The sequence below is a fragment of the Lysobacter sp. GQ73 genome, from assembly GCF_059758755.1.
This window is the reverse complement of sequence record NZ_JCAXEE010000003.1, coordinates 57,300-79,335: the sequence shown is the minus strand read 5'-3', so window position 1 is coordinate 79,335 and position 22,036 is coordinate 57,300. Positions and strand designations below refer to the sequence as shown.

The window sequence follows — 22,036 nt, the reverse complement described above, 5'->3', positions numbered from 1 at the left end:
CTTACTTGCCGGCGACGACCTTGACCATTTCGAGGCACTTGTTCGAGTAACCCCATTCGTTGTCGTACCAGCTGACCAGCTTGACGAAGGTGCCGTCCAGGGCGATGCCGGCTTCGGCGTCGAAGATCGAGGTGCGCGCGTCGCCGCGGAAATCGGTCGCCACGACCTTGTCTTCGGTGTAGCCCAGCACGCCCTTCAGCGCGCCTTCGCTCTGCGCCTTCATTTCCGCGCAGATCTCGGCGTAGGTCGCGTCCTTGACCAGTTCCACGGTCAGGTCGACCACCGACACGTCCGAGGTCGGCACGCGGAACGACATGCCGGTGAGCTTCTTGTTGAGCTCCGGGATCACCACGCCGACCGCCTTGGCCGCGCCGGTGCTCGACGGGATGATGTTCTCCAGGATGCCGCGGCCGCCGCGCCAGTCCTTGTTGCTCGGGCCGTCGACGGTCTTCTGGGTCGCGGTGGCGGCGTGCACGGTGGTCATCAGGCCGCGCTTGATGCCCCACTTGTCGTTGAGCACCTTGGCCAGCGGGGCCAGGCAGTTGGTCGTGCACGAGGCGTTGGAGACGATGGCCTCGCCCTTGTAGGTCTTGTCGTTGACGCCGTAGACGAACATCGGCGTCTCGTCCTTCGACGGCGCCGACAGCACGACCTTCTTGGCGCCCGCGTCGAGATGCTTCTGCGCGGTGGCCTTGTCGAGGAACAGGCCGGTCGATTCGATCACCACCTCGGCGCCGACCTCGTCCCACTTGAGGTTGGCCGGGTCGCGTTCCTGGGTCAGGCGGATCTGCTTGCCGTTGACGATCAGGGTGTTGCCTTCGACCTTGACCTCGCCCTTGAAGCGGCCGTGGACCGAGTCGTACTGCAGCATGTAGGCCAGGTAGTCGGGCTCGAGCAGATCGTTGATGGCCACGATCTCGATGTCGTCGCCGAAATTCTGCACGGCCGCGCGCAGGACGTTGCGTCCGATGCGGCCGAAGCCGTTGATGCCTACCTTGATCGTCATTGAGGTAACTCCTGCAGCCGCCCGGGCGGGTCAAGTGGGGAAACTCCCATTCTAGCAAGGCGGGCGCGGGGTCGCAGTCCGGCGCCCTGTGCGCCGGCTGCGCCGGCCTGTTCGGCCCCTGCCAGGCGCAGGCGACCGCATGGCGGCGGCGGGCGCCGGCAGCGGCGGCTCGGCGGCGTCCCCCGGGGGCTCCGCGCAGCCCGGATTGCCGGCCGTACGCCACGCAGCGACAAGACTGGAACGCAGGTCTAGGTTTGCCTTTCTGCGGCGTATTTAGAGTGCGGTGCGGACAGACTCCTGTTCAGCAAACCTGCAGACTTCGGTCTCTCCACGACCTCACAGGGGACTCAAGGAATGAATCAGCGACTGATCGGCGGCATCTTCGCCGCCACCCTGGCCTGCGCGGCTCAGCCGGCGCTCGCCCAGCAGACCGGCAACTTCACCCTGGGCATCGGCGCCCACCAGGTCAATCCGAAGTCCGACAACGGCAGCGTGCTGGGCGGAGCGGCCGAGCTGGAAATCGGCGACAACGTCCAGCCCACCATCACCTTCGAATACTTCATCCGCGACAACCTCGGCATCGAGGTGCTCGCCGCCACGCCGTTCAAGCACGACATCGATATCAAGGGCGTCGGCAAGGTCGGCACGACCAAGCACCTGCCGCCGACCTTCTCCCTGCAATACCACTGGAACAGCCGCGGCGTGGTCTCGCCCTTCGTCGGCCTGGGCGTCAACTACACCACCTTCTTCAGCGAGAAGACCACCGGCGCGCTGCGCGGCACCCGCCTCAAGCTGGACGACTCGGTCGGCGTGGCGGCTCATGTCGGCGTCGACTTCATCCTGACCGAGCGCAGCTCGATCCGGGTGGATGCACGCTGGATCGACATCCAGACCGACGTCGAGCTGAACGACCAGAAGATCGGCAAGGCCACCATCGACCCGACCGTGTTCGGTCTGGCCTACGTGATGAAGTTCTAAGCAGCCCTCCGCTGCCTGGCGATCGCGGCGGGCCGGGCCGGCCGCGATCGCAATGGCGTCGACCCCGCCGGTCCGAACGCCGCGTCGGTCCGGCGCGCCGCGGCGCCCGCGACCGTTCGCGGCTCGTGCCGACCGATGTCGTCCGACCGCGGTCCGCACGCGCCTCGCCATATTCGGACAGCGGCCGCGATCGAGCGCTCCGGTAAAGTGGACGCCATGACTTCGACCCGTCCGCATTCCCTCTCCGCATCGCTGCGCCGCTATTCGGCGCTGCTGCTTTTGCTGCCGCTCAACAGCCTGGCCTGGGGCCCTCAGGGACACCGCCTGGTCGCCGCCCTGGCCTGGGACGATCTGCGCCCCGACGTGCGCGCCGAGATCGCCGGCCTGCTGAAAGGCGAAGCCGACCCGAGCTTGCCCGGCATCGCCAACTGGGCCGACGACCTGCGCGCCAACGATCCCGAACTCGGCAAGCGCAGCGCCAAGTGGCACTACGTCAACCTCGCCGAGGACGACTGCCGCTACGAGGCCGCGCGCGATTGCCCCGGCGGCAACTGCGTGGTCGAGGCGATCCGCGCCCAGACCGCGATCCTCGCCGACCGCAATCAGCCGCGCGAGCGACGCCTGCAGGCCTTGAAGTTCGTGGTCCATTTCGTCGGCGACGTGCACCAGCCGCTGCATGCCGGCTTCGGCCACGACAAGGGCGGCAACGACTACCAGTTGCAGATCCGCGGCGAGTCCGTACCCCGCGACGGCTACGGCACCAACCTGCATTCGCTGTGGGACAGCAAGATGCTGTCGATGAGCAAGCGCAGCGACGAGGCCTATCTCCAGCGCCTGCGGCAGACGCCGGCGCCGGCCGCGGGCAGGCTCGGCCTGCCGCCGGCCGCGCCCGCCTGGGCCGAAGCCTCGTGCCGGATCGTGCTGCAGCCGGGCTTCTACCCGACCGGCCATACGCTCGAACCGGCCTATGTGGAAACCTGGCGCCCGGTGGCGGAAACTCAGTTGCGGCTCGGCGGCGCGCACCTGGCCGGCGTGCTCAACGCCGCGCTCGCGCATCGCTGAGGCCGGCCTTCGTCCCAGGCCGCCGGAGCCGTCCCGCCAGGAGTCACCGCATGTCGCCGCAGGTCCTGCCCTTCCATCATCGCGACACCGGCACCTGGTCGTATCTCGTCGCCGATCCGGCGACGCGCGCGGCGGCCATCGTCGACCCGGTGCTCGACTACGACGCGCACTCGGGCCGCACCGGCCTGGGCAGCGCGCAAGCCCTGCTCGACGCAGCCGCGCGCCAAGGCCTGCGGATCGACTGGCTGCTGGAAACCCACGCCCATGCCGACCATCTCAGCGCCGCCCATGCGCTGCGCGAGACGATCGCCGCCGGCGGCGCGGCGCCGCCGCGGATCGCGATCGGCCGCCGCATCGGCGAGGTCCGGCGCGTGTTCGCGCCGCTGTTCAACCTGGCCGAGACCGACGCCGTCCCGGCCTTCGACCATCTGTTCGACGACGACGAAGGCTTCGCCATCGGCGCGCTGCAGGCACGGACGATCCCGGTGCCCGGCCACACCCGCGACAGTCTCGCCTATCTGATCGGCGATGCCTTGTTCGCCGGCGACTCGCTGTTCATGCCCGACAGCGGCACCGCGCGCTGCGACTTCCCCGGCGGCAGCGCCGCCATGCTGTACCGGTCGATCCAGGCGCTGTACCGGCTGCCCGATACCACGCGTGTATTCGTTTGCCACGACTACGGCAAGCCCGGGCGCGAGCCGGCCTGCGAAACCACGCTCGGCGAACACAAGCGCAGCAACATCCACGTCCGCGCCGATATCAGCGAGGCCGAGTTCGTCGCCTTGCGCGAACAGCGCGACGCCGGGCTGCAGGTACCGGCGCTGATCCTGCCGGCGCTGCAGGTCAACCTGCGCGCCGGCGCCCTGCCCGAGCCCGAAGCCAACGGCGTGCGCTACCTGAAACTTCCGCTCGACCGGTTATGAGGCGATTCGACCGGCTCCGAAGCGATTCGACCGGCTTCGCGCTACTCTCGCCCCGACTCCCACCCGACAGGTCCGCAATGAATCCGATCCGTCGCCGCTGGCTGGGCGCCCTGTGCGCGCTCGGCTTCGCGTTCGCCGCCGGCGCCGCTCCGGCGCAGCGCGCGCCCAAGGCGGCCGAAGGCGCCGCGCCGATCACCGTGTTCGCCGCCGCCAGCCTCAAGGAATCGCTCGACGAAGCCGCGGCCGCGTACACCAAGGCCAGCGGGCAATCGGTGCGGGTGTCCTACGCCGCCAGTTCCGTCCTCGCCCGCCAGATCGAGCAGGGCGCGCCGGCCGACGTGTTCGTCTCGGCCGACCTGGACTGGATGGACTACCTGCAGCGACGCAAGCTCATCGACGCCGCCAGCCGCCGCAATCTGCTCGGCAACCGCCTGGTGCTGATCGCGCCGCAGAGCAGTCGCGCCGGGCCGATCGCGCTGAAGCCCGGCGTCGATCTGCGGCCGCTGCTCGGCGACGGCCGCATCGCCCTGGCCCTGACCAACAGCGTGCCGGCCGGCAAGTACGCCCGCGCTGCGTTCGACTCGCTCGGCTTGTGGGCCGCGCTGCGACCCCGGGTCGCCGAAGCCGAAAACGTGCGCGCCGCGCTGATGCTGGTCGCACGCGGCGAAACCCCGCTCGGCGTGGTCTATGCCAGCGACGCGCGCGCCGAACCGAAGGTGCGGGTGCTGGCGACCTTCCCTGCCGACAGCCATGCGCCGATCGTGTATCCGCTCGCCCGCGTCGGCGGCAGCCGGCACCCGCGCGCCGCCGCGTTCGCCCAGTGGCTGACGACGCCAGCCGCGGCGACGATCTTCCGCCGCCACGGTTTCGCGACGCTCGACTGAGCGAATCCAGATGTTCGATTTCAGTCCCGCCGAACTCACCGCGATCGCCCTCAGCCTGAAGGTCGCCACGGTCGCGACCCTCGCCAGCCTGCCGCTCGGCATCGCGATGGGCTGGCTGCTGGCGCGCACCCGTTTCCCCGGCAAGCTGGTGTTCGACACCTTGTTGTACCTGCCGCTGGTGTTGCCGCCGGTGGTCACCGGCTACGCCCTGCTGATCCTGTTCGGCCACCAGGGCGCGATCGGGCGCTTGCTGTCGGAGTACCTCCATTTCAGTTTCGCCTTCCGCTGGACCGGCGCCGCCCTGGCCAGTGCGATCATGGGCTTTCCGCTGATGGTGCGGGCGATCCGGCTGTCGATCGAAGCGGTCGACCGGCGCCTCGAGCAAGCCGCCTCGACCCTCGGCGCCAACCGTTGGCGAGTGTTCTTCGGCGTGACCCTGCCGCTGGCCTGGCCGGGGCTGGTCGCCGGCGCGGTGCTGTCGTTCGCCAAGGCGCTCGGCGAGTTCGGCGCAACGATCACCTTCGTCTCCAACATCCCCGGCGAAACCCAGACCCTGTCGTCGGCGATCTACGGCCTGATGCAGGTGCCCGGCGGCGAGTCCGGCGTGCTGCGCCTGGCCCTGGTCGCGGTGGCGATTTCGTTCGCCGCGGTGTTCGCCTCGGAATGGCTGGTGCAGCGCCAGCGACGCGAGACCCACCGATGAACGAGGCACTGTCCGATCGCAACCAGAGCGCGAACGTTGCGGCGGCGCGCGATCCGTCCGCGGGCGAGGTCCACGTGCTCGACTTCAGCCTGCGCCGCGGCAGCTTCGAACGCAGCGTCAGCATTCGCAGCCGCCATCGCGTGATCGCGCTGGTCGGCGCTTCGGGCGCCGGCAAGACCTCGCTGCTGTATGCGGTGGCCGGGCTGCTGCGGCCGCAGCGCGGACGCATCGAGATCGCGGGCCGTTGCCTGTTCGACAGCGAACGCGGCATCGACGTGCCGGCGCACCGCCGCCGCATCGGCTACGTGTTCCAGGACGCGCGCCTGTTTCCGCATCTCAACGTGCGCCGCAATCTGTCGTACGGCCTGCACGGCGAAGCGCGGCACGCGCCGCGCTTCGCCTTCGACGCCGTGGTCGATCTGCTCGGCATCGCACCCTTGCTCGAGCGCGATACCGCCGGTCTGTCCGGCGGCGAGAACCAGCGCGTCGCACTGGGGCGCGCGTTGCTGTCCCAGCCGCAGATCCTGCTGCTGGACGAGCCGCTGTCGATGCTGGACATGAATCGCCGCGACGAGTTGTTGCCGTATCTGCAGCGGGTCCGCGACGAGAGCGCCTTGCCGATGATCTACGTCAGCCACTATCCCGAGGAAGTGCGGCGGATCGCCGACGAGGTGTATACCGTCGGCGCGTGAGCGTCGGGTGCGCGGGACTGCGCGCGGCGTTCCGGAAGCACGGCCCGCCGACGGCAAGGCGTCAACGCCTGACGTCGACCGGAATGAAGGTGACCGAGTTGCCCTGGAACACCGGCTTCATGCCCGACTCGCCGGCGACGAGCTCCAGGGCGCTGCGCGCCGGGATGCCATCGACATGTAGGCTGACGCCCTTGCCGCTGTCGCCGAGCGCCTGCGGATTGGCCAGATTCAGGCCGGCCTGAGCGGCGATGCGGCGGGCGACGGCGCGTGGGGTCTCGTCGCTCAGGGCCAGGGACACCTTCGGTTCGCCCGGCACCGAGTGGAGGTAGACCGACTCGGTCTTCGGCGCGTCAGCGGGTTGTCCGGCCCAGACGCCGAAACCGGTGGCCGAGGCGAGCGCAGCGAGCACGGCGGCGCCGGTTCCGACCCGCTTCGGCGCGGGCAAGGGTTGCTTGAGCATGAGGATTCTCTCTTTCAAGGGATGGGCTTGCGCCCAGTGGCAGGCCAGCGGCGAGGGACGCGCCGCCAGCAGGGTCTTCAACATCGCCTCGCCGTAGCTGCGCCGCGAGCGCGGATGCCGGACGAGCACGCGCAGATCGCAGGCCAGCTCCTGGTCGTGGCGGAAGCGGCGCGCGGCGTAATGCAACAGCGGGTTGAACCAGTACAGACAGCGCAGCAGGGCGACGAAAGCGTTGACGTGCAGATCGCCGCTGCGGATGTGGCTGCGCTCGTGAGTACGGATCAAAGCTTGCTGTTCGCTCGAGTAACGCGTATCGAAATCGCGCTGCACCACGATGCGCGGCCGCAACAGGCCGAAGGCCGCCGGCAGCCCGAGGATCGCTTCGGATTGATAGAGGCCGTCCTCGCGGCGCGCGATGCGGCCGAGCCCACGCTGGAAACGCCGTTGCTGGCGCCAGGTCGCCGCGGCCATGACGACGACGCCGGCCATCCAGATTGCGAGCAGCCACGGCAGCGGATCGAAGCTCGCCGTCGCGGTCGCCTGCAGGAGCGGCGGCGGGATCGGCGCGACGCTCGTGCCGGCGACCGGCAGGGGCAAGGATCGCGTCGCGGACGGCAACAGCACCGCGCACATCGACAACGGCACCAGCGCCCAGGCGGCATAGCCGACCGCGGCACCGAAGGCGCGCCGCAGCGGCAGGCGCAAAGCCAGCGCCAGCAGCAAGGCCAGGGTCATCGCCGCCGAGGTTTCAAGCAGCCACATCGCCGACTCGGTGGGCACGGTCATGAGCGGTTCTCCGAGTCGGCGAAACGGACCGTGGCTTTCGCGGCGCCGCGACGTGCGCCGCGCGTGCATCCGTGCACGGATTCAATGCGCATCATCGTCGAGCTCGTCGAGTAGCTTGCGCAGATCGGCAATGTCCTTGCGGCTGAGCTTGCGCTGTTCGCTGAAGTGGGCGACCAGAGGCGCGACGCGGCCGCCGAACAAGCGGTCCAACAGGCTACGGCTCTCGCCCATCACCCAGTCCTCGCGCTTGAGCACCGGCGTATACAGATAGCGGCGCCCGTCCTTGTCGGCGCGCACCGCGCCCTTGTTCAACAGCCGGTTGAGCAAGGTCTTGATCGTCGCTTCCTGCCATTGCTGGCTGTCGGCGAGCGCGGCGATGACCTCTTCGGCCGACAACGGGTGCCGGCGCCACAGCACGTCCATGACGAGGGACTCGGCTTCGCTGATCTGCATTGTTTACATCCGTAATTTTTATTTAGATTACGTCTGTAAACGGCACTGTCAAGCCCTCCGCTCCGGGAATGCGATACTGCTCGCATGACCGATCCCGCCCACTTCGATTCGCTCGACGACGCCATCGCTTTCCTCTACGAGCGGTTGCCCGGTCCGCTCCACGTCGGCGCCCCGCTCGGTCTGGGCAAGCCGCACCGGCTGCTCAATGCGCTGTACGAACGGGCCGAGCGCGATCCCTCGCGCCGCCTGCATCTGTACACGGCCTTGTCCCTGGACCCGCCCGCGGCCGGCAAGGGCCTGGAAGGACGCTTCGTCGGCCCGTTCGCGCAGCGCCACTTCGGCGACGACTTCCCGCGCCTGCGCTACGTGCAGGCGCTCAAGCGCAATGCTTTGCCGGCGCATGTCGAGGTCGAGGAGTTCTATCTGCAATCGGGCGCGCTGCTCAACGCGGTCGCCGCGCAGCGCCGCTATGCCAGCCTCAACTACACCCATGTCGCCCGTGCCCTCGCCGACCGCGGCGTCAACGCCATCGTGCAGAAAGTCGCGGCCGAACCCGGCGGCAACCGATTGTCCCTGTCGTGCAATACCGACCTGACCTTCGATGCGGTCGACGCGATCGTCGCCCGCGGCCTGCCGCGGCCTGTGCTGATCGCCGAGGTCGACCCGCAACTGCCCTGGCTCGACGGCAGCGCCGCGGTCGATCCCGGCTTCTTCGACGCGGTGGTGACCCCGCCCGGCCCGCATCCGAAACTGTTCGGGCTACCGCGGCAGCCCGTCGCCGATGCCGACTACGCGATCGGCTTCTACGCCAGCACCCTGGTGCGCGACGGCGGCACCCTGCAGATCGGCATCGGCACCCTGGCCGATGCGCTGTGCCATGCGCTGGTGCTGCGGCATACCGACAACACGGCGTACTTGCGGGTGGTGAAGGCGTTGGGGGTCGAGGTGGATACGGCGGTTGCGCCGCTCGGTCAACCCGCTTCCAGTGCCAATGACCTGACCGGAGACCGTAACGCGATGGCGCCGGTTGCGCCGCTTGGACACACCGCTCCGTTGCAGGGTGACCTGGCCGGAGACCGTAACGCGAAGGCGCCGGTTGCGCCGCTTGGACCCTTTAGCGTCGGGCTCTTTGGATGTTCCGAGATGATCAACGAGGGGTTTCGGCGTCTCGTCGAAGTCGGCGTGATCCGGCGCAAGGTCGTCGACGACCTCGAGCTCATGCGCCGGCTCGACGACGGCAGCGCGAGCGCCGAAGACCGCGCGAGGCTCGATCAGGAGGGCGAATTCCTGCAGGGCGGCTTCTACCTGGGCTCGCCCGACTTCTATCAGTGGTTGCGCACCTTGTCGGACGAGCAACGGCGCGGCATCGGCATGCGCAGGATCAGCGAAGTCAACGAACTTTATGGCGGCAACGAGACGCTCGAACGCCTGCAGCGCCGCGATGCGCGCTTCTTCAACAGCTGCATGATGGCGACCGCACTCGGCGCGGCGGTTTCGGACACGCTCGACGACGGCCGGGTAGTCTCCGGCGTCGGCGGCCAGTACAACTTCGTCGCGATGGCGCATGCGCTGCCGAATGCGCGCTCGGCGCTGATGCTGCGCGCGACCCGCGAAAGCGCCGGCACGGTACGCTCCAACGTGGTCTGGAACTACGCCCAGGCGACCATCCCGCGGCACCTGCGCGATATCTACATCACCGAGTACGGCATCGCCCACCTGCGCGGCAAGACCGACGAGGACTGCATCGAGGCGATGTGCGCGATCGCCGACACACGCTTCGCCGGCGCCCTGCGCGAAGCCGGCCTCGCCGCCGGCAAGCTGGCCCCGAACGCCGGGCCTTCGCCGGCAGCTGAGCAACGCCCCGCCAACACACCGGAACGGCTACGCGACCTGCTCGCCCCGTTTCGCGCCGACGGCACCCTGCCCGACTACCCGCTCGGCAGCGATTTCACCGAAGTCGAGCAACGCCTGGTCAAGGCGCTGGGCCTGCTCAAGGCCCACACCACCACCCGGGCGGGCACGGCGCGCACCATCCTGCGGGCCTTGTTCTCCGCATCCGGCCGCGACCACGAGGCCCTGCAGCGGATGGGCCTCGACCAGCCGACCGGCCTGGGCGACAAACTGCAGGCGCGGCTGCTGTCGTGGGCGCTGGCGCAGGACGGGCAACGCTGAGCACGCTGCCGCGGGCATAGCGTCCAGCGCAGCCCATCGAGGCGCTGCGAGCCGCAAGTCCAGCCGGGTTTCGTTGCCTGTGCCTGTGCCTGTGCCTGTGCCTGTGCCTGTGCCTGTGCCGTAGCCGTAGCCGTAGCCATAGCCATAGCCGCGAAGATTTTGCTGTTGCAGTGCGTCGCTTCGCACTCGCGAAGGCAACCGGAGACCCGAAGGGCGGCACGCAAGGATGCGTGCCGTTTTTCATCGGGACAGGGATGTCCCGTATGAAAAATCCCTGCGTCGGCATCGCTCGTGCGGGCTGGTGATTCAAAACAAAGCAACTTCTTTGGTTACCTTTCTTTTGTCGCTTTAGACAAAAGAAAGTAACCCGCCGCTTTAGTGGCGGAAGCTTCGGGTTCGATCTTGGTCCGTCTAGAGCCATGCGCCGCGAGGCCGCCACAGGGATGTCGCGGCTCGCGCCGCTCCTACCCTGGCGAAAGCACGCCGCCTCGGCGAATGACGACGGCCTCGTTGTCTCTGCGCGTTCCGTGGCCTTGCGAATGCGGCGCGAGATCGAAGCATCGCGGTCGCGGCTTGCTCCTACTCCGGCGAAACCACGCCGCCTCGGCGAATGACGGCGGCCTCGTTGTCTCTGCGCGTTCCGTGGCCTTGCGAGTGCGGCGCGAGATCGAAGCATCGCGGTCGCGGCTTGCGCCGCTCCTACCCTGGCGAAAGCTCGCCGCTTCGGTGAATGACGACGGCTCTTTATCTCTGCGCGTTCTGCGATCGCGACTCACGTCGCTCCTACAGGGGGAGGATTCGCAGTACTCGATGCCGAACAGAGCAAGAGCAGAACATTCCCGTCGGCGCCGCCGTCAGTAGGCACCCTGGGTCTCGCCCGGGGGCACCCGCTTGCCCGCCGTGCTGCGCGCGAACACCCGATGACCCAGGCGAATCCCCGGCTTCTCGACGAAACGATAAGTCAGCCAGGCCGCAGGCACCGCCAGCGCCAGACTGATGACGACACAGCCGGCGTACGCCGCGCCCGGCGGCAGATACCCGTATAGCCGGGCGAATACACCGTACAGCCGCGACACTACGAAGGGATGCACGAGATACAGCGAGTAGCTGATCGTGCCCAGGAAACAGGTCGCGCGATTCACCAGCAACCGATTATTCGCCAGCAACAGGCCGAGCAACATCGCGCCGTAAAAGACGGCGCTCTGGTTCCAGCCGTTCAGCCCAGGCACCGTCGGCAGCAGACGATAGAACAGCAAGGCGTTGCCGGCCACGCCGGTCAGCAACAGGGCGACGCCGAGCGGTCGGCGAATGCGCCCGGGCCTGCCGCGCAGGCACAGCCAAAGCTGGAACAGGACGCAACCCCAGGCGAATACCGGCCAGTGCGTCAGCGCACCGTACACGCTGCCCAGGTGCGCGAACGGTGGCGACAGGCCGGCCGCCCACAGCGACAAGGCGAACGCGAGCGCAAGCAACAGCGATTGTCCGAGCAGCCCGCGCACCCAGATGGCGAACAGCGGGAACCACAGATAGAACAGCACCTCGACGCCGATGGTCCAACTGCCCATGACGATGCCGGACTGCCAGTCCGGGGACAGGCCGAACAGCATCGATGCGTTCCAGACGACCTCGCCGACGCCGTACCGGGCAGGTTCGCGCAACTGGTCCTTGAGCAGCATCACCGCCAACAGCACCAGCAGCAAGGGCGCGATGCGGAACCAACGACTCAGATAGAAGCTGCGCAGCGCCGCGCCCGAGGCGGCGTGGCGCGGCCAGGTCAGGCACAACGAAAATGCGCTCATGACGAAGAACAGGGCGACACCGGTGCCGCCCATGCCGACGAACGGCAGCAGCGCCGCAGGCACGGCCAGATCGGGATCGGCCATCGCCATGACGTGGTAGACCACCACGTACAAGGCGGCCAGACCGCGCAGCGCATCCAGCTGAGGCAGACGCGGCTGCAGCGACTCGGTAGTGAGGTCTTGCGCCATGCTGCGGCCTCGACGGCTGGTGAAAGGCAGTCGCCGGCGCGATCGCCGCCGGCGCCGATCCGGCTCGATTCCGGAGCGGTCCGAGCCGAAGCACGCGATGCACTACCAGTCTGCGCCGTCGTGCATCGCGATGAGGCAGAGCCACGCCGCCAGCGGCGGCGCGGCCTGCGACAGCGATCAGCCCAGGTTCTTGACCGCCGCCACCACGCGCTCGACGGTGAAGCCGAAGTGCGGGAACAGGGCTTCGGCCGGGGCCGACGCGCCGAAGCCGTCGATGCCGACCACGTCGCCGTCCAGGCCGACGTACTTGCGCCAGAAACCGGTGACGCCGGCCTCGATCGCGACGCGCTTGCGCACCGCGTTGGGCAGCACCGACTCGCGGTACTCGAACGACTGGCGGTCGAACACGTCGCTCGACGGCATCGACACCACGCGCACCTTGAAGCCTTCGGCGCCGAGCGCGTCGGCGGCCTGGGTGGCGAGGCCGACTTCCGAACCGGTCGCGATCAGGATCGCGTCCGGGGTGCCTTCGCTGTCGCGCAGCACGTAGCCGCCGAGCGCGATCTGCTTGACCTGCTCGCCGCTGCGCGGCTGGTGCATCAGATTCTGGCGCGAGAAGATCAGGCAGCTCGGGCCGTCGTTGCGCTGGATCGCCGCGCGCCACGACACCGCCGACTCGACCGCGTCGCACGGACGCCAGACGTCGTTGCCCGGGATGTAGCGCAGCGAGGCGAGGTGCTCGACCGGCTGGTGGGTCGGGCCGTCCTCGCCGAGACCGATCGAGTCGTGGGTGTAGACGTGGATCGCGTGCGCGCCCATCAGCGCGCTCATGCGCACCGCATTGCGGGCGTAGTCGCTGAACACCAGGAAGGTGGCGTCGTAGGGAATGAAGCCGCCGTGCAACTGCAGGCCGTTGCTGATCGCGGTCATCGCGAACTCGCGCACGCCGTAGTAGATGTAGTTGGCGTTGGGGTCGTCGGTCGCGACCGACTTGCTGCCCTTCCACAGGGTCAGGTTGGAATGAGCCAGGTCGGCCGAACCGCCGATCAGTTCCGGCAGCAACGGGGCGAAAGTCTCGATCGCCATCTGCGAGGCCTTGCGCGAGGCGATGGTCGGGCCGTCGGCCTGCAGCTTGGCGATGTAGGCGTCGGCCTGGGCCAGGAAGTCCTCGGGCAGCTCGCCGTGCGAACGGCGGGTCAGCTCGGCGGCCTCGTCCGGGTAACGCGCGGCATAGGCGTCGAACAGTCGGTTCCACTGGTCCTCGCGAACCAGGCCGGTGCTGCGCGAACGCCAGCCGTCGTAGATGCTTTCGGGAATCTCGAAGTCGCCGTAGGGCCATTCCAGCGCGGCGCGGGTCGCGGCGATCTCGTCCTTGCCGAGCGGCGCACCGTGCGAGGACTCCTTGCCGGCCTTGGCCGGCGAACCGAAGCCGATAGTGGTGCGGCAGCAGATCAGGGTCGGCTTGTCGTCGTGCTTGAGCGCGGTGTCGATGGCGGTCTTGATCTCGACCGCGTCGTGGCCGTTGACGTTGCGGATCACCCGCCAGCCGTAGGCCTCGAAGCGCGCCGGAGTGTCGTCGGTGAACCACCCGTCGGTGTTGCCGTCGATGGAGATCTTGTTGTCGTCCCAGAACGCGACCAGCTTGCCCAGGCCCCAGGTGCCGGCGAGCGATGCGGCTTCGTGCGAGATGCCTTCCATCAGGCAGCCGTCGCCCATGAACACCCAGGTGCGGTGGTCGACGATGGCCAGTTCGGGGCGGTTGAAGCGCTGCGCGAGCAGCTTCTCGGCGAGCGCCATGCCGACCGCGTTGGCGAAGCCCTGGCCGAGCGGACCGGTGGTGGTCTCCACGCCCGGGGTCATGAAGTTTTCCGGATGGCCCGGGGTCTTGGACTCGAGCTGGCGGAAGCGCTTGAGGTCTTCGATCGACAGATCGTAGCCGGACAGGTGCAGCAGCGCGTACTGCAGCATCGAGCCGTGTCCGTTGGACAGGATGAAGCGGTCGCGGTTGAACCACTTCGGATTGCTCGGGTTGTGGGTCAGGTAATCGTTCCAGAGCACCTCGGCGATGTCGGCCATGCCCATCGGCATGCCCGGATGACCGGAGTTGGCGGCCTGCACCGCGTCGATGGCGAGGAAACGAATGGCGTTGGCAAGATCGCGGCGGCTGTGCGTCGTCATGGGAGTCTGCATGCTGGGGGCTTGGAAGCCGCTCCCGACGGGACCGGCGAAGAGCCGCCATTGTCCCATCCCGGCGCCGCCGTGTCGCCCCGCGGCGCTGGCGCGCCGCCGCGCGCCGGGCTTGCAATGGCGCGGAAAACCGCGCCGGGCCTGGGCTGCGGACAGGATCGGCACGCCCGCCACAAGCGATCGGTGCGCCCCGCCACGAAGCCGCCGGGACCGAGCGCCGATGCCGTCCCACAACGCGCCCGCCCCCGCGCGGGTGCCGCACAAACGAAAAACCCGCCGTTCAGGCGGGTTCTTCGCGCGCTCGAGGCCGCGGCCTCAGTCCGACAGACTTTCCGCCGGCGGATCGGCGACGCCGCGCGACACCATCGCCGCGATGGCGATGTCGCCGGTGACGTTGAGCGTGGTCCGGCACATGTCGAGGAAGTGATTGACGCCGAGGATCAGGCCGATGCCCTCGGCAGGCACCCCGACCATGGCGCAGATCATCGCCACCACCGGCAGCGAGCCCGAGGGCACGCCGGCGGTGCCGATGCCGCCGAGGATGCAGACCAGCATCACCATCACCTGCTGGCCCAGGCTCAGGTCGACGCCGAAGAACTGGGCCAGGAAGATCACCGTGACGCCCTCGAACAGGGCGGTGCCGTTCTGGTTGGCGGTCGCGCCGACGGTCAGCACGAAGCGCGACACCCGCCGGGGCAGCTGCAGCCCGTCTTCGGCCACGCGCAGCGCAGTCGGCAAGGTGGCGTTGCTCGATGCGGTCGAGAACGCGAGCACCATCGCCTCCTGCACGCCCTTGAAGAAGGCCACCGGCGAACGCCCGCCGATGAACTTCAGCGCCAGCGAGTACACCACGAACAGATGGATGGCGAGCGCGGCGACGACCACCGCGACGTACTTGGCGAGCTTGAACAGCAGGTCCCAGCCGAACGCCGAGGCCAGGTTGAACATGAAGCAGAACACCGCGTACGGCGCCAGCTTGATGACCAGGCCGATCAGGGTCATGGAAATATCGAACAGCCCCTGGATGCCCTCGCGCAGGGTGTCCACCGCCTTGGAGCGGGTCAGCACCATGCCCACGCCGACCATCAGGGCGAAGAACATCACCGCGAGGATGGCGTCGTCGGCGGCGGCCTGGATGACGTTGCTGGGCACGATCGAGACCAGCATCTGGATGCCCTTGGGCGCGTTGGCGCTGCCCTGGACGATGCTCTGCGCGCGCTCGGCGTTCTCGCTCATCAGCAGTTGCGCCTGGGCCGGATCGACGCCGGCGCCGGGCTGGAACAGGTTGACCATCAGCAGGCCGAGGATCACCGCGAGCGCCGACATCAGCACGGTCAGGCCGAGCGTGCGCCAGCCGACCCGGCCGAACGAACGGATGTCGCCCATCTCGCTCACGCCCATGACCAGCGCCGAGAACAGCAGCGGGATCACCAGCATGAAGATCAGGCGCAGGAAGATTTCGCCGGCCGGGCCGGTGACGGTTTCGGTGAGCAGCTTGAGCAGCGGGCGGCACTGCCAGGCGACGTCGGCGCCGGTGGCGGCCGGACAGGCGTGGCCGGCCCATTGCGCGTAGGTCACGCTGCCGATGCCGGCGGCGTAGACGATGAGACCGAGGACGAGGCCCGCGAGGAAGCCGATCGCCATCTTCCAATGCAACGGCATCGGCTTGCGCGCGTTAAGGTTTTCGCTCATGAATCCGGCCTGGCCCAAACAGCGGGCAGGATACACCAGGGGCTCGCGGCGGCTGCCGGGCCGCGGCCGTGGTGGCGGGGCCCTGTGGGCCGCCGCGAACGCATCGCATGGCCCGGACGCTCGCGCTCAGGAGCGCCGGGGCTCAGCTTCGCGGGGGATACAGCGGCGGCAGTGGCGAGGCCGCGGCCCGCTTCGAGGCCTGCCACGACGGGCCCTGGGCGAAGGCCTGGCGCAGCTGGGCACGCGCGGCGACGCCATCGCCGCCGCCCCAGCGCGCGCGACGCAGCGCCTGTACCGCCTCGCGCTGGGCCGGATCGGCCAGGCGTTCGACCAGCTCGTCGTCGTCGACCGCCGGCGGATCGGCAAGCGAACGCAGCACGGCTGCGATGTGGTCGAAATCGGCCAGATCGATCATCTGCCGCAAGGCCGGCACGTTGACCGGCGCGCGCTTGGCCGCGGCGCCCGACTCCGCGGCCGCCGCAGCGCCCGGGGTCGGCAGCAAGGCAGCCGGCTGATGGCGCCGATGCAGGGCCCAGACCAGGGTCGCCAGCCACAGCACGGCGAACAGCACCGCGGCCAGGGCCCACCAGGCGCTGGAGCTGCCGTCCGCGGGCAAGGCGCTCAAGGATGCGCCGGCGGCGTTCATCGCGGCGGCGGCCGGCGAGACATCGCCGTCGGGCGTCGCCGCGGCGGGCGCAACCCCGGCCGCCGCCGCGCCGCCGGCCGCGGCGATCGTCCACGACAACGGCGGCAGGGCGCTGCTGCGCGGCTTGCCGGCGGCTACGTCCCACCACTCCATGCGCAGGCCCTCGAGCCGGGTCGGACCGGTGCGCGCAGGCACCAGCGAGAACTTGCGGGTCAGCTTCACCCGCGGCCGGCCGTCGGCGAAACCGTCGTCGGCCTGCACCGGCTCGGGAAACACCTGCACGCCGTCGATCGGCGGCAGCTGCAGCTCGGGCAGCTGCGCGGCAGTGGCGCCGTCGACGGTCGCCTCGACCACCAGGGTCGCGGCGCTGCCGACCCGCAGTTCCTGCGGCGTAGAGCGGTAACGCAGGCTCAGCTCGTGCAAGGGCAACCACGGCTGCGGCGCGCCGGCCGGCAAAGCCTGTACGTTCAGACTGCGCGGCCGGGCGCGCGCGCGCAATTCGTCGCCGCTGCCGCCCATGACCTGGTCGAGGAAGCTCGGTGCGCTGCGCCCTTCGAACAGCGCCGGCGGCATGCCGAGCGCGCCGCTGCGTTCGGGCACCAGCAGGAATCGCCGCTCCACCACGGTGTAGCGGCGTCCGGCGACGTCGCGGCTGTACTGCGCGTCGTCGCCGACCCGCATCAAGGACGCGCCTTCCGGCACCGGCTGGTCGATCTTGCCGGCGAGCAAGGGCACCGCCGAATACAGCCGCACCACCCAGCCCACCGCCTGCTGCACGTAAGGGCTGAGGTCGTCGGCTTCGCTCTCGATGAACACGTCGCCGCCGGCCCCTTGCGGCACGCTGGCCGGTTCGCCCAGCACTTCCAGGGTCAGCGGCTGTGTGCGCTCGCTGCCGACCCTAAGGGCCGGAATCGCGATGCGGCCGCTGCGGCGCGGCTGCAGCAGCACCGAGAACCGGCTGCGCACGGCCAGACCGTTCGGACCCGACACCATCTCGCTGTTGTTGCTGCTCGCGCTGAGCACGAAATCGCCGCGCAGCGGCGCGAAGTCGGGACTGTTGCCGAGCGCGCCGATGGTCTCGACGTTCAAGGTCGCCGTTTCCCCGGCGTTGATGCGCTCGCGGTCGAGCCAGGCCCGCGTTTGCGCGCACGCGCCCGTGCTGAGCGTCGCCAGCAGCAACCACAACCCCAATCGGCCCATCCATCGCGACATCGGTTTCAATCCCCTCGCAGCGCCTCCATCTGGCGCCGCTCGTATTCGATCTTGAGTTTCTCGCGCAGCAGGCCGCCCGGGTCGTCCGGGACGCGCTTGAGCCAAGCCTCGTTGGCGAGCCGGCGCTCGCGCTCGACCGGTGTTTCCTGCTCGGGTTTGCGCCCGGAACCCGCTTGCGGCGCGGGGTGCTTGCCCTGGCGCGCGAGTTCGCGCTGCATGCGTTCGCGCTGGGCCGCGTCGGCCTGGCGCTGGGCGTCCGGGTCGGACGGCTTCGATTCGCCGGTCTTCGGCTGGGACTGGGCGGGGTCGCCGGAACCCTGCGAGGGTTTGGGGGGCGCCGGCTTCGGCGACGCAGGCGGAGGCGATTGCTGTCCGTCCTGTTGCTGTCCGTTCTGCTGCGGCTGTCGACCCTGGCGATCGCCCTGGCCATCCTTGCGGTTCTGCGGCTTCGGCGGGTTCTTGCCGTCGCCGCCCTTCGGCGGGGGTGGCCGCTTCATCGCCGCTTCGACCGCGCGCTTGTTGGCCAGGGCGTCGGCCATGCCGGGTTGCAGCGCAAGCGCCCGATCGTAGGCCGCGATCGCATCCGGATAGCGGCCCTGGCGCGCCAGCGCATTGCCGAGGTTGTACTGCGCATCGGCGCCCTGAGCGCGCTGGTAGAGCTCGCCGGCGCGCTCGAACTCGCCCTTGCGATAGGCCTGAGTGCCTTCGCGCATGCGTTCGTGCGCAACCTGGTCCGGGCGTTGCCACAAGCCTTGCGCCTGCGCCGGTTGCAGCACCGGCCATCCCAGGCACAGCAGCACGACCGCGGCCGCGCCGCTGCGACGGCGGAACGCGAACAAGGCCAGCAGCAACAACACCGGCAGCAACCAATAGCCGTTGTCTTCGCGGGCCAGGCTTTTCTCGCCGCGCGCGCTGCCGGCGTCGGACACGTCCGGCGCCAGCAAACGCAGCGCCTGCAGGTCCTCGTCACCGGGGCCGATGCCCGCGTAACGGCCTTCGCCGTCGGCGGCTAGCGCACGCAGCGATGCCGCGTCGAGTTTGACGTTGACGATGCTGCCGTCGGGGCGCTGGAACGGCGTCGCGGTCTCGCCGCCCAGGCCCAGCACCGACACGCGATAGCCGCGGTCGGCGGCCCGCGCCGCGGCGCGGCGCGCAGCCGCGTCGGCGCGGTCGGTCATCAACAGAATCTCGCCGCGCTCGAAACCGGCCTGGGCGAGCAGGCGCGCCGACCATTCGATGGCGCGGTCGCCGCGCTGGCCGTCGCCGGGCATGACGTCGGGCGACAGCGCGTCCAGGAAGACCGCTACGTTGCGCGCATCGTCGGTCAGCGGCGCCACCGTATAGGCATCGTCGGCGTATACGACCAGGCCGATCTGGCCGCCGTCGCGCAGCTTCAGCAAGGTCGCCAGCTTGGCTCGCGCCTGCGCCAGGCGCGTTGGCGGCAGATCGCCGGCCAGGGTCCGGCTCGACAGGTCCAGCGCGACCACCAGCGGCGTGCCGCCCTGCCACAACGGCTGCTCGCTCTGACGCCAGCTCGGCCCGCTCAGCGCGAACACGGCCAAGGCATAGGCGAACACCGCGGTCGCCGCGGCGAAACGCGAGCGACGACCGTCGCGCCCGTCGAGCAGATGCGGCAGCAGGTGCGGGTCGACCGCACTGCGCCACACGCTGCTGCGATTGCGGCGACGACGCCATAGCCAGACCAGCAACGGCAGCGCCAGCAGCGCCCACAACCAGTGCGGGCGCAGCAACTGCAAGGGCGCCAGGTTCTGCAGCCACAGCGGCGGGCTCATGCCGGCCTCCGTCGCGGCCAGGCGAAGGCCAACAGGCCCAGGCCGAATGCGGCCGCCAGCGGCCAGGCATAACGCTCGATCCGCGGCCGCACCGCTTTGCCGGGGCGTCGCACCGGTTCGATGCGATCGATTTCGGTGTAGATGCCGGCGAGCTCGGCGGTGTCGCGAGCGCGGAAGAAGCGTCCGCCGGTGGTCTGGGCGATGGCGCGCAATGAGGTTTCGTCGAGCGGATCGCCGCCAGGCACCGCGATCTTGAAACCGAACAAGGACAGCGAACCGTCGCCGCCGAAGGCGATGGTGTGGATGCGCACCTGATGATCGCGCGCGAGCTCGGCCGCCTTGGCCGGATCGAGCGCGCCGGCGGTGTTGACGCCGTCGGTCAACAGGACCAGCACGCGCTGGCCGGTAGGCTGCTCGCGCAGGCGCTTGACCGCCAGCCCGACCGCATCGCCGATCGCGGTTTCCTGCCCGGCCAGGCCGACCACGCTGTCCTTGAGCTGGTCGCGCACGGTGTCGCGGTCCAGGGTCAAGGGCGCGAGCACGTAGGCGCGACGCCCGAACACGATCAGGCCGATGCGATCGCCGACACGGCGATCGAGAAAGTCGGCGAGCACCGCCTTGGCCGCGGTCAGACGTTCGACCGGCGCATCGTTCAGGGCCATGTCGGGCTCGCTCATGCTGCCCGACAGGTCGAGGGCGAGCATCATGTCGCGGCCGACCTGCGGCGGCTGCACCGCTTCGCCGAGTTGTTGCGGACGCGCCGCGGCGATGCACAGCAGCGCCCAGGCCAGCCACAGCAGCCAGCCCGCACCGCCGCCGCCGCCGCGCAGGCTGCGGCCGCCCGCCGCGGCGACCGCGTCCAGGCGCTCGCCGAACGGCACCTTGAGCGCGGCCGAGGCGTCGCGCGCGGCCGGCAACAGCCAACGCGCGAGCAGCGGCAACGGCAAGGCCAGCAACCACCACGGCCAGGCGAACAACTCTCGCCAATCGCTGAGCCAGGACATCAAAGCGCCCCCATCCAACGCAGGAAGCGTCGCCGGGCGAGTTCGCGCAAGGCCGCGACCTGGACCGGGTCGGCCTCGCGCCGATAGCCGCCGTCGAGCAGCAAGCGGCCGGGGCCTTCGACGAACTCGCGGCGCTTGGAGCCGCAATCGAGGAATTCCAGCCACGCCTCGCCTTGCAGGCGGTCGGCCTCGCGATCGTGCCGGCGCGCCGCCCGGCGCAACAGCTCCGACATCGCCGCGACTTCTTGGACCGGCGTGATCGCGGCTTCGAGCGCCTGGTCGAAGACCCGCGCGATCTCGCGCCGCCGCCGTTGCCGGCGACGCTGCCAGAGATAGACCGCCAGCGCGACGAGCGCGACCGCGGCGATCAGCATCCACCAGCCCGGCGCCAGCGGCCACAGCGGCGGCGCATCGGGTTGGTGGACATCGCGCAGCGGCAGGGTCGCGTCCATCAGGCCACCAACGGTCGCGAGCGGCCCAGCAGCGGCAGCCACGATTCGCTCGGCGCCTCGGTCGACAAGGCCTGCACGCGCACCCCGCGCGCCGGCAGTTTCTCCAGGGCGACCTGGACCGGCGCGACGAACTGGTCGTGCCAACGCTTGCGCTGCGCATCGATGCCGAGGTCGAGTTCGACCCGCTCGCCGTCGCGACTGAACGGCAAGGCCGTCTGCGGCGGCCGGGTTTCGATCGGATCGGTCAGCAGCAGCACGATCACTTCGTGATGCTGGGCCAGCACCGCCCAGCGCCGCTGCGGCAGGGCCGCGATACTGGCCGGATCGGCGAGCACGATCAGGCGCGAGCCCGGCCGCAGCAGACGCGCGGCATGATCGAGCGCGACCTCGAGGCCGGCATCCTCGACCGGCGGCTGGGTGTACCAACGCACCATCGCATCGAGCACGCGCAAGGCGCCGCGAGGCCCCGAGGCCGGAGTCACCGGCGGCTCGCGCAGGCTGCCGCGCAGCGCGGCGATGCGGTCGCCGTCGCGTACCGCGGCCCAGGCCGCGACCGCGCCGGCACGCGCGGCCTGCACCGACTTGAAGCGCACCCGGGTGCCGAAATACAGCGAGGGTGCGGTGTCGGCGACGATCAGGCTCAGGCGCTCGCGCTCGGCCTGGAACAGCTTGGTGTGCGCGCGCCCGGTGCGTGCTGTCAGGCGCCAATCGATATGGCGCGCGTCGTCGCCGTGCGAGTACTCGCGCGACTCCGCGTATTCCATGCCGCGCCCGCGCAGCGGCGACAGGGCCTGGCCGCTGACGCCGTGGCGGCCCAGGCGCGCGTTGCGGCGCCCGCCGACCGCCGCGCGCAGCGCGACCAGCTCCGCCAGGCCCGGAACGATGCCCTCGCTCATCGGCCCGTCCGGTTCGCGCGGACGACGCCGTCGCGTATCCCGAGTCC

At 69.7% G+C, this 22,036-nt stretch carries 18 protein-coding genes; 7 read left to right on the top strand and 11 right to left on the bottom strand.

What is annotated here, in order from left to right; genetic code table 11:
- Nucleotide 1 precedes the first annotated feature (1 nt).
- On the bottom strand, nucleotides 2–1,006 hold the full coding sequence (gene gap, locus AC6CH2_RS10250; protein WP_498269164.1) for a type I glyceraldehyde-3-phosphate dehydrogenase: 1,005 nt from the start codon (nucleotides 1,004–1,006) through the stop codon (nucleotides 2–4).
- Nucleotides 1,007–1,360: 354 nt separating this feature from the next.
- Between gap and AC6CH2_RS10245 the strand changes: the two genes are divergently transcribed.
- The 6 genes from AC6CH2_RS10245 (at nucleotide 1,361) to AC6CH2_RS10220 (ending at nucleotide 6,248) form a co-directional block, all read left to right on the top strand.
- Complete coding sequence (locus AC6CH2_RS10245) at nucleotides 1,361–1,984, top strand: OmpW/AlkL family protein (RefSeq protein WP_498269163.1); 624 nt, start codon at nucleotides 1,361–1,363, stop codon at nucleotides 1,982–1,984.
- Between the two features lie 252 nt (nucleotides 1,985–2,236).
- Nucleotides 2,237–3,046: a S1/P1 nuclease gene (locus AC6CH2_RS10240; RefSeq protein WP_498269522.1), complete on the top strand. Its 810-nt coding sequence runs from the start codon at nucleotides 2,237–2,239 to the stop codon at nucleotides 3,044–3,046.
- Between the two features lie 50 nt (nucleotides 3,047–3,096).
- On the top strand, nucleotides 3,097–3,969 hold the full coding sequence (locus tag AC6CH2_RS10235; protein ID WP_498269162.1) for an MBL fold metallo-hydrolase: 873 nt from the start codon (nucleotides 3,097–3,099) through the stop codon (nucleotides 3,967–3,969).
- 77 nt (nucleotides 3,970–4,046) lie between these two features.
- Nucleotides 4,047–4,853: a molybdate ABC transporter substrate-binding protein gene (modA, locus tag AC6CH2_RS10230; protein ID WP_498269161.1), complete on the top strand. Its 807-nt coding sequence runs from the start codon at nucleotides 4,047–4,049 to the stop codon at nucleotides 4,851–4,853.
- 10 nt (nucleotides 4,854–4,863) lie between these two features.
- On the top strand, nucleotides 4,864–5,556 hold the full coding sequence (gene modB / locus AC6CH2_RS10225) for a molybdate ABC transporter permease subunit (RefSeq protein WP_498269160.1): 693 nt from the start codon (nucleotides 4,864–4,866) through the stop codon (nucleotides 5,554–5,556).
- Nucleotides 5,553–6,248, top strand: coding sequence for a molybdenum ABC transporter ATP-binding protein (locus AC6CH2_RS10220; RefSeq protein WP_498269159.1), 696 nt, complete (start codon nucleotides 5,553–5,555; stop codon nucleotides 6,246–6,248). The genes modB and AC6CH2_RS10220 overlap by 4 nt, the downstream gene beginning before the upstream one ends.
- A 61-nt stretch (nucleotides 6,249–6,309) precedes the next feature.
- Here AC6CH2_RS10220 and AC6CH2_RS10215 read toward each other — a convergent pair whose 3' ends face one another.
- Both AC6CH2_RS10215 and AC6CH2_RS10210 read right to left on the bottom strand, forming a co-directional pair.
- Complete coding sequence (locus tag AC6CH2_RS10215; protein WP_498269158.1) at nucleotides 6,310–7,494, bottom strand: M56 family metallopeptidase; 1,185 nt, start codon at nucleotides 7,492–7,494, stop codon at nucleotides 6,310–6,312.
- Between the two features lie 81 nt (nucleotides 7,495–7,575).
- Complete coding sequence (locus tag AC6CH2_RS10210) at nucleotides 7,576–7,947, bottom strand: BlaI/MecI/CopY family transcriptional regulator (protein ID WP_498269157.1); 372 nt, start codon at nucleotides 7,945–7,947, stop codon at nucleotides 7,576–7,578.
- Nucleotides 7,948–8,031: 84 nt separating this feature from the next.
- Here AC6CH2_RS10210 and AC6CH2_RS10205 point away from each other — a divergent pair, with 84 nt between their 5' ends.
- Nucleotides 8,032–10,119, top strand: a complete 2,088-nt coding sequence (locus tag AC6CH2_RS10205) for an acetyl-CoA hydrolase/transferase C-terminal domain-containing protein (protein WP_498269156.1) — start codon at nucleotides 8,032–8,034, stop codon at nucleotides 10,117–10,119.
- Nucleotides 10,120–10,973: 854 nt separating this feature from the next.
- Here AC6CH2_RS10205 and AC6CH2_RS10200 read toward each other — a convergent pair.
- The 8 genes from AC6CH2_RS10200 to AC6CH2_RS10165 form a co-directional block, all read right to left on the bottom strand.
- On the bottom strand, nucleotides 10,974–12,107 hold the full coding sequence (locus AC6CH2_RS10200; protein ID WP_498269155.1) for an acyltransferase family protein: 1,134 nt from the start codon (nucleotides 12,105–12,107) through the stop codon (nucleotides 10,974–10,976).
- Between the two features lie 177 nt (nucleotides 12,108–12,284).
- Entirely contained in the window at nucleotides 12,285–14,285 is a 2,001-nt protein-coding gene (gene tkt, locus AC6CH2_RS10195; RefSeq protein ID WP_498269154.1) for a transketolase, read from the bottom strand.
- A gap of 324 nt (nucleotides 14,286–14,609) precedes the next feature.
- Nucleotides 14,610–15,986 (bottom strand): dicarboxylate/amino acid:cation symporter, encoded by a 1,377-nt coding sequence (locus tag AC6CH2_RS10190; protein ID WP_498269153.1) that lies wholly within the window; start codon nucleotides 15,984–15,986, stop codon nucleotides 14,610–14,612.
- 142 nt (nucleotides 15,987–16,128) lie between these two features.
- Nucleotides 16,129–17,844, bottom strand: a complete 1,716-nt coding sequence (locus AC6CH2_RS10185; RefSeq protein ID WP_498269152.1) for a BatD family protein — start codon at nucleotides 17,842–17,844, stop codon at nucleotides 16,129–16,131.
- A gap of 5 nt (nucleotides 17,845–17,849) precedes the next feature.
- Nucleotides 17,850–19,637 (bottom strand): VWA domain-containing protein, encoded by a 1,788-nt coding sequence (locus AC6CH2_RS10180; protein WP_498269151.1) that lies wholly within the window; start codon nucleotides 19,635–19,637, stop codon nucleotides 17,850–17,852.
- A complete protein-coding gene (locus AC6CH2_RS10175; protein ID WP_498269150.1) occupies nucleotides 19,634–20,641 on the bottom strand; it encodes a vWA domain-containing protein in 1,008 nt (335 codons plus the stop codon). Before AC6CH2_RS10175 ends, AC6CH2_RS10180 begins: the two co-directional genes overlap by 4 nt.
- On the bottom strand, nucleotides 20,641–21,096 hold the full coding sequence (locus AC6CH2_RS10170; RefSeq protein WP_498269521.1) for a DUF4381 domain-containing protein: 456 nt from the start codon (nucleotides 21,094–21,096) through the stop codon (nucleotides 20,641–20,643). The genes AC6CH2_RS10175 and AC6CH2_RS10170 overlap by 1 nt, the downstream gene beginning before the upstream one ends.
- On the bottom strand, nucleotides 21,093–21,989 hold the full coding sequence (locus tag AC6CH2_RS10165; RefSeq protein ID WP_498269149.1) for a DUF58 domain-containing protein: 897 nt from the start codon (nucleotides 21,987–21,989) through the stop codon (nucleotides 21,093–21,095). Before AC6CH2_RS10165 ends, AC6CH2_RS10170 begins: the two co-directional genes overlap by 4 nt.
- Between the last annotated feature and the right edge of the window lie 47 nt (nucleotides 21,990–22,036).